Origin of the sequence: Pseudoalteromonas sp. US3C1013, from assembly GCF_048401115.1 — a bacterium.
GTDB lineage: Bacteria > Pseudomonadota > Gammaproteobacteria > Enterobacterales > Alteromonadaceae > Pseudoalteromonas > Pseudoalteromonas undina.
The window spans coordinates 2,513,098-2,530,676 of sequence record NZ_CP183075.1; the positions used below are offsets into that span (position 1 = coordinate 2,513,098).

The window sequence follows — 17,579 nt, forward strand, 5'->3', positions numbered from 1 at the left end:
AATGCAACGTGTCTATTTGGGGTTAGGTGCAAACCTTAACAGCCCTATAAAACAACTTGATAACGCTGTTATTGCACTTAAAAGCTTGCCAAGCAGCGAGTTTATAGCCTGCTCGCATTATTATGCGAGCAAGCCTATGGGACCACAAGATCAACCCGATTATGTGAATGCTGTCGCCTGTATTAACACTTCACTTGAGCCAGAGCAACTACTCGATTTAACCCAAGCCATTGAGCTGGAACATGGGCGAGTTAGAAAGGCCGAGCGCTGGGGCGCACGCACATTGGATATTGATATTTTATTATTTGGTGAACACATTTTAAATACCGAACGTTTAACCGTACCTCATTACGGATTAACTGAGCGAGAATTTGTTGTTTACCCACTGCAAGAAATTGCACCAGAACTGATTTTACCTAGCGGCGCATCTATCCAACAGATAGCAAATACCCTACCGCTTAACGACTTACAACAATTACCACGGTAATTAATTAAGGCCATTGTCTGCGAGAATATTATGTCTAAAATAACCGTTTCAACTTTGAATAAAATGAAGGCTGAAAGTAATAAGATCACTGCGTTAACAGCATACGATGCTAGTTTTGCTAAGTTATTTCATGATAACGGCGTTGATGTTGTTTTAGTTGGTGATTCTTTGGGTATGGTATTACAAGGTGGCGACGACACCTTAGCGGTTACAAACCAAGAAATTGCCTACCATACTCGCTGTGTGCGCGCGGGAAGCCGTGACTTATTTGTTATAGCTGACTTACCGTTTATGACCTACGCAAACCCAAGCGACGCATGTAAAAATGCTGCAGAGCTGATGCGTGCTGGTGCTAATATGGTCAAACTTGAAGGCGGTGAATGGCTGCATGACAGTATTAAATCGCTAACCCAACAAGGTATCCCGGTATGTGGCCATTTGGGGCTTACACCGCAATCAGTGCATGTATTCGGTGGTTTTAAAATCCAAGGCCGTGAAGAAGCTCAAGCACAAAAAATTATTGCCGATGCAAAAGCATTAGAAGCGGCAGGCGCACAACTACTGGTGCTTGAATGTATTCCAAGTGCCTTAGCAAAACGCGTTACAGAGTCATTGAGCATCCCTACAATCGGGATTGGTGCAGGTAATGTAACCGATGGCCAAATTTTGGTTATGCATGACTTGGTGGGCATTTCTGCAGGTTATATTCCTAAATTTTCAAAAAACTTTTTACTTGAAACAGGCAATATGCCTGCTGCTGTTAAAAAGTATTGTAACGATGTCAAAAGCGGCGTATTCCCAAGCGCTGAACACGAGTTTAAATAATGCAGTCAATCACTGAAATTAAATCATTACGCAGTCAAGTTAAAGCTTGGCGCCAGGCCGGTTTAAGCGTGGCGCTTGTGCCTACTATGGGTAATCTACACCGTGGTCATTTTTCACTGGTAGAAAAAGCAAAAACACTAGCCGACAAAGTGGTCGTGAGTATTTTTGTTAACCCAATGCAATTTGGCGCTAACGAAGATTTAGACAGCTATCCGCGTACTCTAGATGCTGATAAACAAGGGTTAGCCGATCTTGAAACAGATATTTTGTTTATCCCCAGTGTAGAAACTATTTATCCTAATGGTTTAGGCGTGCAAAGCTTTGTTGATGTACCTGGTATTTCAATGGGGTATTGTGGCGGTTCACGCCCAGGTCACTTTAAAGGCGTAGCAACTGTTGTTACTAAGCTATTTAATTTAGTACAACCTGATTACGCTTGCTTTGGTGAAAAAGACTTTCAGCAGCTACAAGTTGTTAAAACTATGGCCACTGATTTATCGATACCAGTAGAAATTATTGGTGTACCCACCATGCGTGAAGTTAGCGGCCTTGCCATGAGCTCTCGTAATGGGTATTTATCAACTGAGGAAAGACAAACCGCTCCTGTTTTATTTAACACCTTAAAACACTGTGCGCAGCAACTAGAAAACGGTAATAAAGACTTTGCCACACTGGAAAGTGAAGCGAAGAGCGCATTAGAAGACGCGGGCCTAAAACCAGATTATTTTTCGATAGCTCAACGAGATACATTAAAAGCTGCTACACTCGAAGATACACGATTTGTAATTTTAGCTGCCGCCTTTTTAGGTAGTGTTAGATTAATCGACAATATTCAGGTTGAAGTTTAATACTGGTGTGGCCTCATTTTAAGGATAAGCATGAAAACTTTTATTAAAACTAGCCTCGTGGCTTTTTCGTTTGCAGTTGTTGCTGGCTGCCAGAGCCAAGCGGGTAATCCAGCACTTAATCAATGTGCTCAACAAAGTTATCAATGTGAAACCAGCTGTGAGCAGCAAACAACCACCGATAGTCTTAAATCACAGGTCTGCTCATCAAAATGTATTGAGGCTTACAATCAATGCAAAGTGCAAGCTGAAAATTTAGGTAAAGCAACGAACTAAATAATCTTAAGTAAAACAAAAAAACCGCTCATTGAGCGGTTTTTTATTATTTACTTTGGTTGCTAGCTGCTTATTTCAAGCCTAACTTTTTAAGCTCTAATTCAACTAACTTTGCAGAAAGTGGCACATAACCATCTTTTTCTACAATTTTTTGACCGTCTTGAGAAAGTACCATCTTTAAAAACTCAGCTTCAACTGGGCCAAGTGGCTTATTTGGGTGTTTATTTACATAAACATATAAGAAACGTGACAGTGGGTATTTACCTTGTGCTACGTTTTCAAGCGTGGCATCAACAAAGTTAGTGCCTTTTTTAGATAACGGAACAGTACGCACACCCGATGTTTTATAACCAATGCCAGAGTAACCAATCGCATTTAATGACGCTGAAATTGACTGTACAACAGAAGCAGAGCCCGGTTGCTCGTTCACGTTATTACGGAAATCACCTTTACATAACGCTTTCTTTTTAAAGTAACCGTAAGTACCTGATACTGAGTTACGTCCGTATAATTGCACGTCTTTTGCAGCCCAATCACCTTCTAGACCAACATCACTCCAGCGATTTACTTGCTCTGATGCACCACATTTACGAGTTGATGAGAAAATAGCATCGATTTGGTCAATCCGTAGTCCTTCGATTGGGTTATCTTTGTGTACAAATACTGCCAACGCATCAATTGCTACTCGCACTTGTGTTGGTTTGTAGCCATGACGCTTTTCAAATGCTTCAATTTCTTTTGACTTCATTGCACGGCTCATTGGACCTAAGTTAGCCGTACCTTCTGTTAGTGCTGGTGGCGCAGTAGACGAACCTGCCGCTTGAATTTGAATATTTACATTTGGATAAATGCGCTTATATTCTTCAGCCCAAAAGGTCATCATGTTGGCTAATGTGTCAGACCCTACCGATGAAAAGTTACCTGATACACCGCTAATTTTTTGATACTCAGGAATACCGTCTTCTAATGCAACCGCTTGTGCAGATACAAATGTTGTAACAGCCACACCCATTGCGGCAACTAAGTTTTTAAATTTCATTTTGGGGTTCTCCAGTTTGTTCGTCCCATTTCCTAACTGCGGTTCACTCTAAAGTGAGTACATGACAATGGTGTGACTCTTAAATGACACTTTTATGACTACTCGTGTTGCTTGCTACTAATGGCGAAATAACGATAAGTCTATCGCTTGCAAACGCGAAAGAAAAACAAGAACCTTTACCCAGCTCGCTGTGAATTTTTAATTGACTACCATGGCGAGTAAGCACATGTTTGGTAATAGCTAAACCTAAGCCTGAGCCACCTGTAGTGCGGCTTCTGGCTTTATCTACTCGATAAAAACGCTCAGTTAACCGGTTAATATGCTCAGGTGCAATACCATCACCATTATCGGTAACACTAAAACATGCTTGTTCATTGTTGCGCTGCCAAAGTACCTCAATTTTACCGCCTGGTTTAGTATAATGAATGGCATTAAATACTAAATTTGAAAAGGCACTTCTAAGTTCATCCTCAGCACCGGTAATATCAAGCGATGCATCAATCTTAAAAATAAGTTGATGGCCTTTGTCTTGATTAATAGATTGCGCTTCTGTTTCAATTAAGTTTAATAATCGTGGCACATTCACCGCTTTGTCATTACTGTGTCGCTTTCCCCCTTCGATGCGCGATAACGACAACAACTGATTCACCAAGCTATCCATACGCTTACATTGCTCTAGCATAGTAGTTTGTGCTTTATTCCACATTGCAGGCGGGGGAAGTGAATCACTATCGAGCATTTCAAGGTAGCCGGTAACAACAGTTAAAGGGGTTCTAAGCTCATGAGAGACGTTTGCTACAAAGTCTTTACGCATCTGCTCAAGTTGCTTTAAGCGAGTAACATCGCGTACCACTACCAACAACTGTGTATTGGCATAAGGCATCACCCTAAACTCAAGAACTTGCTCAACACTGTGGCCACTTTCAAGCTCCAGAGCATCGCTAAACTCTTTACGACGCATATATTTAGCAAATTTAGGATCGCGAATTAAGTTATCTAAACGCTGACCATGATCAACCGGCCACTGTAACCCTAGCACTTTGAGTGCAAGCTGATTACACCACACAATTGATAAGTCGTTTTGTAGCACAACAACGGCATCGGGCACGGCCTCAGCGCCGTCGCGAAAACGCCGTATTAGTTCTGCCAACTCATTACGCTTCTTACGATTACGGTGCTGCAGCTGGTAAATACCCTCAAATACTTGCTCCCACGACCCTTCCCCTTCAGGCGGGTTAAAGCTGCGTTGATTATGCAGCCAGTCACTTAAGCGATAAAGCTGATGGTAATGCCATAAAAGTAGCGAAAAAGCGCCCAAAAACAACATCAAAAATGGGGCACCAATAAGCACCCCAATTAAAAGCAAAGGTATAAAATAGACAAACAGCCGTTTAGTTAACGCCTGCTTGTTAATAACTCGATACATACACGCTCTTTACCTTATAAACGCTAGCAGATGGTTTGACTATGCTAGGTTAATAGATTGTGACTTACGAAGTAAACTTATAATTTACTCGAAAAGCGATAACCAGCACCGCGAACTGTTTGTACTAAGCGGTCATGCCCAAGCGTAGCAATTGCCTTACGCAAGCGACGAATATGAACATCTACAGTTCTGTCTTCAACATAAACGTTAGTACCCCATACATGATCAAGTAATTGCTCTCGGCTATATACACGCTCAGGGTGGGTCATAAAAAAGTGTAACAGTCGAAATTCCGTTGGCCCCATATCAAGCTCACTGCCACCTGATGTCACACGATGCGAAATAGGATCTAAACGTAAACCATGTACTTCAATGGCCTCTTCAAGTGAGGTAGGAGCAACACGACGAATAACCGCTTTAATACGCGCCATTAACTCTTTAGGTGAAAACGGTTTTGTAACGTAATCATCAGCACCGACTTCTAAACCGCGTATTTTATCTTCTTCTTCGCCGCGGGCTGTCAGCATAATGATAGGAATTTGGCGTGTGTGTTCATTTTGTTTGAATTTTTTAGCGATTTGAATTCCACTACCGCCAGGTAGCATCCAATCGAGTAACACCATATCTGGATAAGGTTCAACCATTGCTGATATTGCAGAATCATAATCTTCTGCCTCAATGGCTTGAAACCCATTTTGTTCTAAAACAAAAACCAACATTTCCCTGATAGGTGCTTCGTCATCAACGACTAATACTTTACGTGACATTCCAATTTATCTCTTAGGCTATTGAGTAGGTTTCATTATTATGACTAAGTATGACATTTTTATTAAAGTGTAACGTCTAAATTAAAATGAGTGTAAAAAAAACACAAAATAGTGACAAAAAATAGAATTTGTCATATTTTTATCATCTTGAGCAGTAATAAAAAAGCGGTTTGCAGTAAAAAGAATCAATCATTAAAGTCACAATTTATAGTATCAACATGGGATCATCAAATTACTAACTAGCATCAATTTTCCCGCTTAATAATAAAAGTTAGCACCTGCTTAACAGTGTTTAGATCAGGTTTATTATGATCTTAAATGCTGGGATCAGAGTTTTATCAAGCAGATCCCTTTACGGATCACTATTTTACCCACCAACAAAGCTAAACCAATGAATTTTTGTATGTTTTGTGCTCACTCTTTATAATGCGTAACACTCAAAAGTTTAAAATACGTCACTTTAAGCCTTTTACTTAGTAAAGTAATGATCCCAGATATGACAAGTTAGTAATCGAGTGATCCCTAATTAATAACTAGGTAAAATACTGATCCCTCATAGATCAAAAAAGCCAGCGCAAACGCAACTGGCTTTTTGAATGAGTGTAATAATATCGCTATTATTGGCTCATTACTTTATTTTTGGGTTTAGCTCACCGCTTAAGTATTTAAGGTGCATTTCATCCAATGAAATTGGCTTAATTTTACTTGCTTGACCCGCCGTACCAAACGCTTCGTAACGAGCGATACAAATATCAGTCATTGCTTGGGTTGCAGCAGCTAAAAACTTACGTGGGTCGAAGTTAGACGGGTTCATCGCTAAATGACGACGAATCGCACCGGTAGACGCTAAACGTAAGTCAGTATCAATGTTTACCTTACGCACACCGTATTTAATACCTTCAACAATTTGCTCAACTGGCACGCCGTAAGTTTCTGGAATTTCACCACCGTATTGGTTGATCACTTCTAACCACTCTTGTGGAACAGAAGACGAACCATGCATTACTAAGTGGGTATTTGGAATGCGCGCGTGAATTTCTTTAATACGATCAATTGCTAAAATGTCATCGGTTGGTGGGCGAGTAAATTTGTAGGCACCGTGTGATGTACCACAGGCAATAGCCAACGCATCAACATGGGTTTTATTTACAAAGTCTGCCGCTTCTTCTGGATTTGTTAGCATTTGCTCAGTGGTAAGTTTACCCTCAGCGCCAACACCATCTTCTTCACCCGCTTCACCCGTTTCAAGTGAACCTAATACACCTAGCTCACCCTCTACAGATACGCCACACGCATGCGCCATTTCAACTGTTTTACGTGTTACATCAACGTTATAATCGTAGCTTGAAGGTGTTTTACCATCGCTCATTAATGAGCCATCCATCATTACTGATGAAAAACCTAGCTGAATTGAACGCTGACATACACCCGGTGATGTACCATGATCCTGATGCATAACCACAGGAATATGTGGCCATTCTTCCACTGCCGCTAAAATCATATGACGAATAAAAGGTGCACCGGCATACGCACGTGCGCCCGCAGAACCTTGCACAATAACAGGGCTGTTTGTTTTATCAGCCGCTTCCATAATTGCACGCATTTGCTCTTGGTTATTTACATTAAACGCGGGTACACCGTAACCATGCTCTGCGGCATGATCAAGAAGTTGTCGCATACTGATTAAAGCCATTGGGTATTCTCCAATTTATCGGTAGTTATTTTACTACCTAGTTTGAACGGATTTGTTAGTTTGGCGCAATCACTGCGCCATGAATTAAAAGGCAAATGGCCTAAAATTCATATTATTAACGACTAAATAAAAGTGAGAGGTATTTACTCGTTAATTGTAGCAGATGTGGAATTAGCACATCTGCTTTACGGCTAGCTAATACCCTAGGTATTATTTAGCGCGTGATTCTAGCATTGCAACTGCAGGTAGTTTTTTGCCTTCTAAAAACTCTAAGAACGCACCACCACCTGTAGAGATATACGATACTTTATCACTAATGCCATACTTATCAATTGCCGCTAGGGTGTCACCACCACCAGCAATAGAAAATGCGTTTGAATCCGCAATCGCTTTTGCAATAGCACGAGTACCATTACCAAATTGATCAAACTCAAACACACCCACTGGGCCATTCCATACAACAGTGCCCGCATTAGCAATAATTTTTGCAAGTTGATTTGCGGTATCAGGGCCAATATCAAAAATCATATCGTCGCTGGTGACTTCACTTACATCTTTAAGTGTGGCTACAGCTGACTCTGAAAACTCATTACCCACAACAACATCTGTCGGTACCGGTATTTCGCCATCGTTGGCTTTCGCTGCAGCGCATAAACGATTTGCTTCATCCATTAAATCAGCCTCATAAAGCGACTTACCTACAGGATGACCAGCAGCTGCAATAAAGGTATTGGCAATACCACCGCCGGTAACAAGCTGATCAACAATTTTAGATAACGAATCAAGTACGGTTAATTTAGTTGATACTTTAGAACCACCCACAATCGCCACTAACGGACGGGCTGGGTTATCAAGTGCTTTGCCTAAGGCGTCTAGTTCAGCCGATAATAATGGACCGGCACACGCTACATCAGCAAACAGACCCACACCATGGGTTGACGCTTGTGCGCGATGCGCAGTACCAAAGGCATCCATTACGTAAACATCACATAATGCAGCTAGTTGCTTTGATAAGGCTTCGTCGTCTTTTTTCTCGCCTTTGTTAAAACGTACGTTTTCAAAAACAACTACTTCGTTATCTGCAACATCAACGCCGTTTAAGTAATCTTTTTCTAGGCGAACAGTTTGCTCAAGTGCATTATTTAAGTAATCAACAACGGGTGCTAATGAAAATTCGTCTTCGTATTGCCCTTCCGTAGGACGGCCTAGGTGTGACATAACCATCACTTTTGCACCTTTTTCTAGCGCAAGTTTGATAGTAGGTAGTGCAGCACGAATACGTGCGTCTGACGTCACTTTACCTGCTTTAACGGGTACATTTAAATCTTCACGAATTAATACACGCTTGCCGTTTAAATCTAAATCTGCCATTTTTATGACCGACATGAACATCTCCTTAGTTAACGATACTGAACCAATAAATACGTTTTAAATATTACTTAAATGCCATCATAGCACGAGCGGTATCAAGCATGCGATTCGCAAACCCCCACTCATTATCACACCAAACTAGTAATTTTATCAGCCGTTTATGACTAACACGTGTCTGTGTGCCATCAATAATACAAGAATGGGGATCGTGGTTAAAATCAACCGATACCAGCGGCTCTTCGGTGTAACTTAAAATACCCTCAAGCCTATCTTTAGCTTGTGCTTTAAGCGCACTATTAACCGCACTTAAATCTACATCGGTATTTACCGTGACACTTAAATCCATGGCGGTCACATTAATAGTCGGTACACGAACGGCAATAGCCTCAAAGCGGCCTTTAAATTTAGGTAAAATACGGTCGATACCACGGGCTAATTTTGTGTCTACCGGAATAATAGATTGGCTGGCGGCACGAGTTCGGCGTAAATCATGGTGATACGCATCAATCACTTGCTGATCGTTCATTGACGCATGAATAGTTGTAATAGCGCCAGACTCAATACCAAAGGCATCATCGAGTACTTTAATAACAGGAACAACGCAGTTGGTGGTACACGAACCATTAGAGACAATAGTATGCTCGTTTTTCAACTCATCGTCGTTTATGCCATACACAATGGTGGCATCTACATCATTATCAGCAGGATGCGAAAACAACACTTTTTTAGCACCTGCGGCAATATGTGACTGTGCATGCTCACGTGAGTGGTACACGCCAGTACATTCAAGTACCACGTCAACATCTAGCGTTTGCCACGGTAATTCAACTGGATTTTCTTCACAAAATAATGCAATGGTGTCATCAGCAACGCTGATAGTGTCTTCACCTAGTTTAACTGGAAAAGTGAAACGACCATGAGAGGTGTCGTATTTTAATAAATGGGCAATAGCTTCAGGGTCGGCTAGTTCGTTAATTGCAACAATTTTGATCTCGTCGCTTAAGCCTGATTCGTATAGTGCACGGACAATATTTCGACCAATACGACCAAAACCATTAATTGCAAGTTTGATTGCCATGAAATATAAAATCCACTCTAGTTACGTACAGAGAAAGGCAGCGTCGCCTTTTAGATGGCGGTATTGTAATCGACCTTGCCTGTGATTATAAGAGCCAAGCATTAGAAACTTTAAATTAACGCCATAATCAACACGCAATCGCTTTTACTTTTAGCTTAGCTAATAGGTATTTGCGGTATTTGCTATTTTAGTTTTAAATCAAACACCACGTTTATAGATGCTTTAACGCTTATTCTTGCACCTAAATATTGCTGCTGCGTAAATGGGTTCTCGTTATTTCTAGCAGCCATGCTATTTCTGTGGCTAGATAAAACAATGTGCTTAACACCGCTCGCGTCGTAATCTGAGCTACTGGAATTTGCACTAATACTATAAACGTTGCCAAGTTCAGCACCAAAAGACTGAGCGAGCTTATTTCCCTTCGCTTTTGCGTTATCTATTGCTAGTTGTGTTGCCTCTGCCTCTAACTGCGTGGCCTTGGAGGATAAACCATTAATTTTTTTTATATTGTCTATTTGTAAGCGTTGAGCAAAATCAATAAATTCATCGACTTTTTTAATATCTTTCAATGTGACTTTAACTGTTTTCAGAGCTAAATAATTATCGCTTAAAGCAACCCCAGATTCTGTACCAACCTTAGTGTATACCTTGCTTTTTAAACCCGATATATGAACATCGCCTTGGCCAAAATCATACTTATCTAATTCTTCAAGTAACACGCTAACTCGGCCATCAAGGTCACGTTTAGCCTCGAGTAATGTCTCTTCAATGCTTTTTACTTCAAATATAATTTGAGCCATATCTGGCTCAACTAATACCTCAGCTGTGCCATGTACAGAAATATGACGATTAGTTGGCACGCTTGAATTAGCAAAAGTAATAAGAGGGAATAAGGTAATAAAAATAGCGGTGATGAATTTCATATTCGTTCCTTGAAGTGGCCTTAGTGTGCACTTAATGATTAGGTGCACACTAAAGCTTATAAACTATTAATATATAAATATTATTACTAAAACACCTAAACAGATCCCATATGCGTGAATACTTTAAGTAATGATCTTTTTCAAATTATATATTTTTATTTAGTAAATATTTTTCTTCTGATAAAAAATTATTGATTTCATTTAGAAATAAGTCCATTGCTGTATTTACATTATCAATGTATAGCTGAATGTTATCAGCGGTTAAAACATATGAATTTTCCCCATGAGCAATACTGTTTCGAACGTTAACAAGCCTGTCGATCACACTAGTGCAATCCTTGAATTTACTATAATCAAAATCAAACATAGTGCATAGCTCCTCAAGAACACTGCTTCTGAGGTTAGATTTAGTATCAACTTTTTTATTAAATTTAATTACTTTTTCAAATAATTCTTTAAAAGTATTAGTGAACTTAATGCGTTGCTCAAATGACTGTTTCCCACTCAGTGTTTTATAAGTATCGCCCAAACCAATTACGACTAACTTAGACGGGATATCAGAAGGTGTTAAATTTAATTTATTTAGATGATCAATCAATATTTTTAAAGAGCTCGAAACATAGCCCTCCCAATGAGCATAAATCATAGGAACACACATTCGAAACCACAAACCATCTTCAACCTCTAAAGCGTTGACTTTAAACTTAGCAAACTCCCCATCACGCCATGCATTACTATCGTTAATCTCTTCAATAACTCTATGCACCTGTAAATATCTCCAGGGCTCTGTTCATTCTATTTTTTATACGTTTATTAGAGAACGTACTAGTCCCAATACTGTTATATTGGCTATCTTCTAATAGAATATCTATTAGCTCGAACATCTTTTCTTTATTCGCAGAATAATCAGTCAATACTTTCGGTAACGCATAAGCGATTGAATCAAATATATGTAAAGAAAAATTACCTTTAGGCCTAAAAAGTGTTCTACCATATTTCTCATTTAATATAGTTATTAACTCTATAAAAGATTCTTTTTCTCTAATTAAATCAAACTCGATCTCACCTTTAGATACATCTCTCATAAATTCAGTTAAGAACTGCGGCACTGTCGTTCTAAATTCTTGATCTAGATTTTTAAAAGCAAAAAACCTAAGAACTAACTCTTCTAGAAACATTTGCTCTTTTTTAGTCTCTGTAGGACTTATAAAATCTTGAAAAACTGGATAATCCGCAATATCACGCAATATTTGATTCAAATCGACAGAGTATGCTCGGAAAATACAATTTCTAATTTCCTGTTCCGAAAGCGGACTAGCACCAGTGTTTAACCTATTAAATAACTCATACCTTATATCTTCTTGACTATCCCATTTAACTATTTCCACACGACAAACAGATCGCTTTATTGTTGTCTTTAACTTTATGGGTAATGTGTTAATCGTAATACCTTCGAGCTCTCGGACCATTTCACCTTCAGTCAAGGTTGAATTATTTTTTTCTGGCAAGCTTTCTAATAATCCGAAAAAGGAGAAAATAGTTGAAATTCGCTGAAGTCCGTCAACAACTTCCCATTTTCCATCATCATCCTCTGCCACAAAAATAGGTGGGATAGGAATTCCTAGTAGAACAGATTCTATAAATCTTGTTTGTTGGAAGTCAGACCACCTAAATACTCTTTGATACTCAGGTGTAATGTAAAGCTCTTCATCTTCAAACATATTCATTAATTCACCGAATGACATATCTAAGCGATCTGTTTTAAGTGTATTTCTTTTTTGTGCAACTACTTCTTCTACTGCTGTCATTTCACAACTCCTTACGTGAATTTAATATATTTCTATAATCACACCATGAAAATAAAAAGTAAACTGCCTATCATTAAACTTCGCTGTTCAACAATAAGGCATTTTATAGTTGGGTTTCGCTTCGCTCTGCCCAACCTACGTTAGATCGCCTACTTTAAGTTCTTTACCGGCGCTTATTTGATGGCATTGGGCTAATAACAATTCAGCAGTGGCTTGTGCATCGGTAAGCGCGTGATGACAATGATAGCTTGGTAAATCGTAGCGATTACGGCATTCATTTAAGGTTAAATCATCTAATTTGATATCGCTTGCGTGTTGCAGTAAGCGCTTTTTTTCTATTTGTAAGGTATCGATGATCAGCTTAGGCCGCTGGATGATCCCTGCATTTTTTAGTGCTAACTTTAAAAAGCCCCAGTCGAGCATGGCATTATGAAATACTAAAATGCAGTCACTAAAGTGAGCACTTAAAGACATTAAAATACTCTGTAGGCTTTGCCCTTGTGCCACCGAGTCAGTACTAATGCCGTGAAAAACAGGGCTTTGCTCTAGACTTTTAACCTCTTTATTAACGATATGCTGCGATTGACTATTCTTGATACATTGATTATCAATCAGTACCCAAGCAACCGAGACAATTTCATGTTGTTTAGGATCAAGCCCTGTTAATTCCAAATCAATCACTAAATAACGTTGCTTTAAAGCACTTTGCGCAAGCAAATGGCGACGCTTTAAGTACCGCGTAATAAGCTGCTTAACCATTATTGTTACAAACTCCCACGCGCAAATTTAAACGCCGCGCCTTGCTGCGCTTGCTTTACTAAGTAAAACGCTTCTTTAAGCTGATGACGTTCTAACGAATTGAGTTTGTCTGGGTTAATGCAATTACTAGGTAACCCTTCTTCGTTTATTTGCGTGCGCAGCCGAAGCTGAGTTAAAAATCGCCAACAATCTTTTAAATTATAAATATCTTCTTTGCTTAATAGTGAATACTTTAATAAAGCATCCAACCTCTCTTGGGTGTTAGCACGGCGAATGCCTACTTTTAATGCATAAAGTCGCGCTAGATCGTTAATGATCACCACCCCACGCTTTTTAAGATCGATGTACTTATGGTGTTGCTCTGTTTTTTCGGTTTTAAAGTTATTGAATAAACCAATCGGCGCACTGTTAGCGTTAACATCGCTGGCCATTGCCGCATAAAAAAGATCATTGCGAGAAATATGGGTCAACTCTTCACAAAACTGGCTATAAAGCGTAGTTGAGCCTTCAATAAAGCGCAGATCAAAAAAGATTTTACAGTTGAGCATTGCCTGAGGTGTGGGACTGGTGATCCACTTTAAAAACTTCGCCCGCCAATCACTAACACTCATTCGACATGCATCACTGCTGGCCATAATGTTACCAGGGCAACGACGAATGCCGCACTCAACTAAGTTTTCACAAACAAATTCGCCCATCTGTTTAAAATATGCGTGCTGCTCATCGTTTAGACCATCAGGTAATAACAAGCCATTATCTTGATCTGAATGCAGTGTTTGCTCTTCGCGCGCTTGAGAGCCAAAACAAATAAAACTAAAACTGGTTGGCGCCGCGCCATGGTGTTGTTGAAATAAAAAAATTAGCCGCGAGGTCAACGCATCGGTTAAACCACTGAGTAACTTTCCGATCAGCGAAATATCATCAATATTATTTGAAAAACCTTTTAATAAGTCAGGAATTTCTTTCGCGTAACGTTTTAAATCAGCCACATTATGGGCCTTGTAAATACGACCAATTAGCTGCACTGGGTCGCTTTTTTGTTGGCGTAGTAAGTCTGTACTGGTGATCATTCCTAGCGGTTTATGATTTTCGTCAAGCACAGGTAAATGATGAATATTATGCTTAAGCATTAAGTGCAGCGCTGAAAATACGCGGTTATTTTCAAATATAAACTTAGGCTTATTGGTCATAATACTATTGATAGCTTGCGCGGGATCCACTTCATCAGCAAGCACTCGGTTACGTAAATCCCGATCTGTAACTACCCCAACAAGATGCGAATTTTCGGTGATCATCATTGATGAAATCCTATGCTCTTGCATTTTTTTAGCACTATGACGGATGCTGGCATCGGGGGGCAGCGTAATCGCTTTGCGAGTCATGATCTCTGATATTTTACGCTCAGACCAACTATCGTTATTACTTTTATAATGTGATGACAGCAATCGATTAGCATGAGCACGAACAAAGTATTGCTCGAATGCTTTATATTCTCGACGTAAGTAATCAAAATCCGTTTGGTCGAGCATATAGACAATGCCCTCTTTTTGTACTTCTAAACTGTTTTGTATTGAATCTCCCGTCAGTAACGAAGGGTAACCAAAGTAATCACCTTGAGTTAAACGCGTTACCGTATCGCCTTGAGCATCCACTAAATCGTATAACCCGGAACGAATTAAAAATAATTTAGGCTGTTCACTGTTAAGCCATTGCGTTTGGTTTTCTCGGGTCAAATAAATACTATCGAGATGGTTAACAAAATAACTGCAGGCGCTGTCCTGTAACATTGAAAATGGTGCTTGTTTGTTAATAAACTGCGCGACTTCCTGTTGCTCACTACTCATAAATCATCCTCAATAAAAAAGCGACTTAACCTGAAATATGGTTATTTAATATAGCGATTATTTAATGTAGTCATTATTTAAACAAATAAAAAGCCCGACTTAAGTCGGGCTTTGATGGGTTATATCATTAGATATATGGATTAGTGAGCATGCGCTTCACTAGACCCTTTAGGATTACGAATACCTTCAACCATTTCTTGAATTTCAACTGGTGTCGGTTGAGTCATTTTCATAACACCTGCAGCTACTGCAAAGTTAATGATCATGCCTACTAAACCAATCCCTTCAGGTGAAATACCTAAGAACCAATTTTCTGGGCTATTAAGCTCTGGACTCACAAACTTGAAGTAGATGATGTATGCAGCAGTAAAGGTGATACCCGTTACCATGCCTGCAATTGCACCATGTTTATTCATTGATTTAGAGAAAATACCCATAATAATTGCAGGGAAGAAGCTCGCCGCCGCTAAGCCGAAGGCAAAGGCAACAACTGAGGCCACAAATCCTGGCGGGTTAATCCCAAAGTAAGCGGATATTACAATAGCAATCATCGCTGCCAACCTCGCTGCAAGTAATTCTTGCTTGTCGGTTATATCCGGTTTGAGTGTCCGTTTAAGTAAATCGTGCGATACTGAGGTTGAAATAACCAATAGTAAGCCCGCTGTAGTCGATAGCGCCGCGGCAATACCACCTGCTGCAACGAGTGCAATAACCCAGGCTGGTAAGTCGGCTATTTCAGGATTCGCTAGTACCATAATATCGCGGTCAACATTTACTTCGTTTGCGCTATTAGGGTCAGTGATTTTACCTGATGTGTAGAACATTTTGCCGTCACCATTTTTATCATTAAAGGTGATTAGGCCTGTGCGTTCCCAGTTTTTGATCCAAGCTGGTGCCTCTGCATACGCTGTACCACTTCCGTCTTTACCATTTATTGTGTCAATCATGTTTACACGGGCAAACGAAGCTACTGCGGGTGCTGTTGTGTAAACAATAGCAATAAACACCAGTGTCCACGCTGCTGAAATACGTGTGTCTTTTACGCGAGGAACAGTGAAAAAGCGAACAATTACGTGTGGTAAACCGGCTGTACCCACCATAAGAGCACCTGTGATTGCAAATACATCAATCATGCTCTTAGAACCTTCAGTGTATTGGCCAAAACCAAGCTCAGCACTTAAACCGTCAAGTTTATCCAATACATACATTCCAGAGCCATCACTTAGCGTGGCACCAAAACCAGTTTGTGGGAAAAAGTGACCTGTTGCCATCATAGAGATGAAAATAGCCGGTACTAAATAAGCAAACACTAGTACACAGTACTGCGCAACTTGCGTGTAAGTAATACCTTTCATGCCACCAAGTACGGCATAGAAGAAAACAATGATCATACCGATGTACACACCGGTTTCAATTTCAACTTCTAAGAAACGAGAGAACACTACACCAACACCGCGCATTTGACCCGCAATGTAAGTAAAACAAATAAAGATGGCACATAAAATAGCCACTAAACGCGCAGTACGTGAGTAGTAACGGTCACCGATAAAATCTGGCACGGTAAACTTGCCGAATTTACGTAAGTAAGGCGCTAAACACATAGCCAGTAGTACATAACCACCGGTCCACCCCATTAAGTAAACACTTCCGTCGTAACCCGCAAACGAGATAATACCCGCCATTGAAATGAACGACGCAGCACTCATCCAATCCGCAGCAGTTGCCATACCATTGGCTAGTGGAGGTACACCGCCACCAGCAACGTAGAATTCATTTGTTGACCCAGCACGAGCCCAAATTGCAATACCGATATAAAGCGCAAAGCTTAAACCGACAATTATAAATGTGAGTATTTGAACATCCATTGACTAGCTCCTATTCGTCTACGCCATATTTTTTATCTAACGTATTCATTTTGAAAACGTACACAAAAATCAAAGCCACAAAGGTATAAATCGCGCCTTGCTGGGCGAACCAGAAGCCAAGTTTAAACCCAAAAAAACGTACTTCATTAAGTACATCAACCAGTAATATGCCAAAGCCAAAAGAGACCACAAACCATACTGCTAATAATTTAAACAGTAATGAAATGTTTTCTGCCCAATAAGCTTTTGCTTGTTCTTCATTTTTAAAAGCCATTTTTATTTTCCCCTTTAAACATCACGATTGTGATGGGTGGTTTTTTATATTCGTTAACCAATTTAGCAATGCAATTCAAATATTGAATTGCGACAATAGTCGTAACAACATATTAACGTTTTCGTAAACTGCGCATGATCAATTAATAAACAACTCATGAACCACTTAAATTTCAGTAGCTTAATAGATTTTTATTGCTCAAGTTTTTAGCCAAATTAAAACAAACCGTGGGAATAAGACATTAGTCTAACTAAATAGACAAAAACAAATTAACCCTTAATTATCATAGCTTTATTTTA

Annotated in this window: 17 protein-coding genes; 4 read left to right on the forward strand and 13 right to left on the reverse strand. The window is 39.8% G+C overall.

Going from position 1 to position 17,579, the window contains the following annotated elements; genetic code table 11:
* Nucleotide 1 precedes the first annotated feature (1 nt).
* The 4 genes from folK to ACNSN2_RS11785 are packed head-to-tail and all read left to right on the forward strand — an operon-like array spanning nt 2 to nt 2,433.
* Complete coding sequence (gene folK, locus ACNSN2_RS11770) at nt 2-487, forward strand: 2-amino-4-hydroxy-6-hydroxymethyldihydropteridine diphosphokinase (RefSeq protein WP_109874184.1); 486 nt, start codon at nt 2-4, stop codon at nt 485-487.
* A 30-nt stretch (nt 488-517) separates the two neighbouring features.
* Nucleotides 518-1,312: a 3-methyl-2-oxobutanoate hydroxymethyltransferase gene (gene panB, locus ACNSN2_RS11775; RefSeq protein ID WP_010387638.1), complete on the forward strand. Its 795-nt coding sequence runs from the start codon at nt 518-520 to the stop codon at nt 1,310-1,312.
* The gene (gene panC, locus ACNSN2_RS11780; protein WP_010387637.1) at nt 1,312-2,160 is read left to right on the forward strand and encodes a pantoate--beta-alanine ligase; all 849 of its coding nucleotides are present in this window, start codon (nt 1,312-1,314) and stop codon (nt 2,158-2,160) included. The genes panB and panC overlap by 1 nt, the downstream gene beginning before the upstream one ends.
* 30 nt (nt 2,161-2,190) lie before the next feature.
* Entirely contained in the window at nt 2,191-2,433 is a 243-nt protein-coding gene (locus tag ACNSN2_RS11785; protein WP_010387636.1) for a hypothetical protein, read from the forward strand.
* Nucleotides 2,434-2,503: 70 nt separating this feature from the next.
* Here the strand turns inward: ACNSN2_RS11785 and ACNSN2_RS11790 are convergent, their stop codons facing one another.
* The 13 genes from ACNSN2_RS11790 to ACNSN2_RS11850 form a co-directional block, all read right to left on the reverse strand.
* On the reverse strand, nt 2,504-3,472 hold the full coding sequence (locus tag ACNSN2_RS11790; protein ID WP_010387635.1) for a PstS family phosphate ABC transporter substrate-binding protein: 969 nt from the start codon (nt 3,470-3,472) through the stop codon (nt 2,504-2,506).
* Between the two features lie 79 nt (nt 3,473-3,551).
* Nucleotides 3,552-4,898, reverse strand: a complete 1,347-nt coding sequence (gene phoR, locus ACNSN2_RS11795) for a phosphate regulon sensor histidine kinase PhoR (protein WP_418607455.1) — start codon at nt 4,896-4,898, stop codon at nt 3,552-3,554.
* A gap of 77 nt (nt 4,899-4,975) precedes the next feature.
* Nucleotides 4,976-5,665: a phosphate regulon transcriptional regulator PhoB gene (gene phoB, locus ACNSN2_RS11800; RefSeq protein ID WP_008111196.1), complete on the reverse strand. Its 690-nt coding sequence runs from the start codon at nt 5,663-5,665 to the stop codon at nt 4,976-4,978.
* Nucleotides 5,666-6,293: 628 nt separating this feature from the next.
* Entirely contained in the window at nt 6,294-7,358 is a 1,065-nt protein-coding gene (gene fba / locus ACNSN2_RS11805; RefSeq protein ID WP_008111197.1) for a class II fructose-bisphosphate aldolase, read from the reverse strand.
* Nucleotides 7,359-7,568: 210 nt separating this feature from the next.
* Nucleotides 7,569-8,744, reverse strand: coding sequence for a phosphoglycerate kinase (locus tag ACNSN2_RS11810; protein WP_418607457.1), 1,176 nt, complete (start codon nt 8,742-8,744; stop codon nt 7,569-7,571).
* Nucleotides 8,745-8,793: 49 nt separating this feature from the next.
* The gene (gene epd / locus ACNSN2_RS11815; protein WP_109874182.1) at nt 8,794-9,807 is read right to left on the reverse strand and encodes an erythrose-4-phosphate dehydrogenase; all 1,014 of its coding nucleotides are present in this window, start codon (nt 9,805-9,807) and stop codon (nt 8,794-8,796) included.
* 182 nt (nt 9,808-9,989) lie between these two features.
* Nucleotides 9,990-10,730: an SIMPL domain-containing protein gene (locus tag ACNSN2_RS11820; RefSeq protein ID WP_418607459.1), complete on the reverse strand. Its 741-nt coding sequence runs from the start codon at nt 10,728-10,730 to the stop codon at nt 9,990-9,992.
* A gap of 145 nt (nt 10,731-10,875) precedes the next feature.
* Complete coding sequence (locus ACNSN2_RS11825) at nt 10,876-11,496, reverse strand: MAE_28990/MAE_18760 family HEPN-like nuclease (protein WP_418607460.1); 621 nt, start codon at nt 11,494-11,496, stop codon at nt 10,876-10,878.
* Nucleotides 11,489-12,538, reverse strand: a complete 1,050-nt coding sequence (locus ACNSN2_RS11830) for a DUF262 domain-containing protein (protein WP_418607462.1) — start codon at nt 12,536-12,538, stop codon at nt 11,489-11,491. The genes ACNSN2_RS11825 and ACNSN2_RS11830 overlap by 8 nt, the downstream gene beginning before the upstream one ends.
* 135 nt (nt 12,539-12,673) lie before the next feature.
* On the reverse strand, nt 12,674-13,297 hold the full coding sequence (locus ACNSN2_RS11835; RefSeq protein ID WP_418607464.1) for an exonuclease domain-containing protein: 624 nt from the start codon (nt 13,295-13,297) through the stop codon (nt 12,674-12,676).
* Nucleotides 13,298-13,302: 5 nt separating this feature from the next.
* A complete protein-coding gene (locus tag ACNSN2_RS11840) occupies nt 13,303-15,141 on the reverse strand; it encodes a DUF294 nucleotidyltransferase-like domain-containing protein (protein ID WP_418607466.1) in 1,839 nt (612 codons plus the stop codon).
* Between the two features lie 140 nt (nt 15,142-15,281).
* Nucleotides 15,282-17,006, reverse strand: coding sequence for a sodium:solute symporter family protein (locus tag ACNSN2_RS11845; RefSeq protein ID WP_010387613.1), 1,725 nt, complete (start codon nt 17,004-17,006; stop codon nt 15,282-15,284).
* 10 nt (nt 17,007-17,016) lie between these two features.
* Nucleotides 17,017-17,280 (reverse strand): DUF4212 domain-containing protein, encoded by a 264-nt coding sequence (locus ACNSN2_RS11850; protein ID WP_008464847.1) that lies wholly within the window; start codon nt 17,278-17,280, stop codon nt 17,017-17,019.
* Between the last annotated feature and the right edge of the window lie 299 nt (nt 17,281-17,579).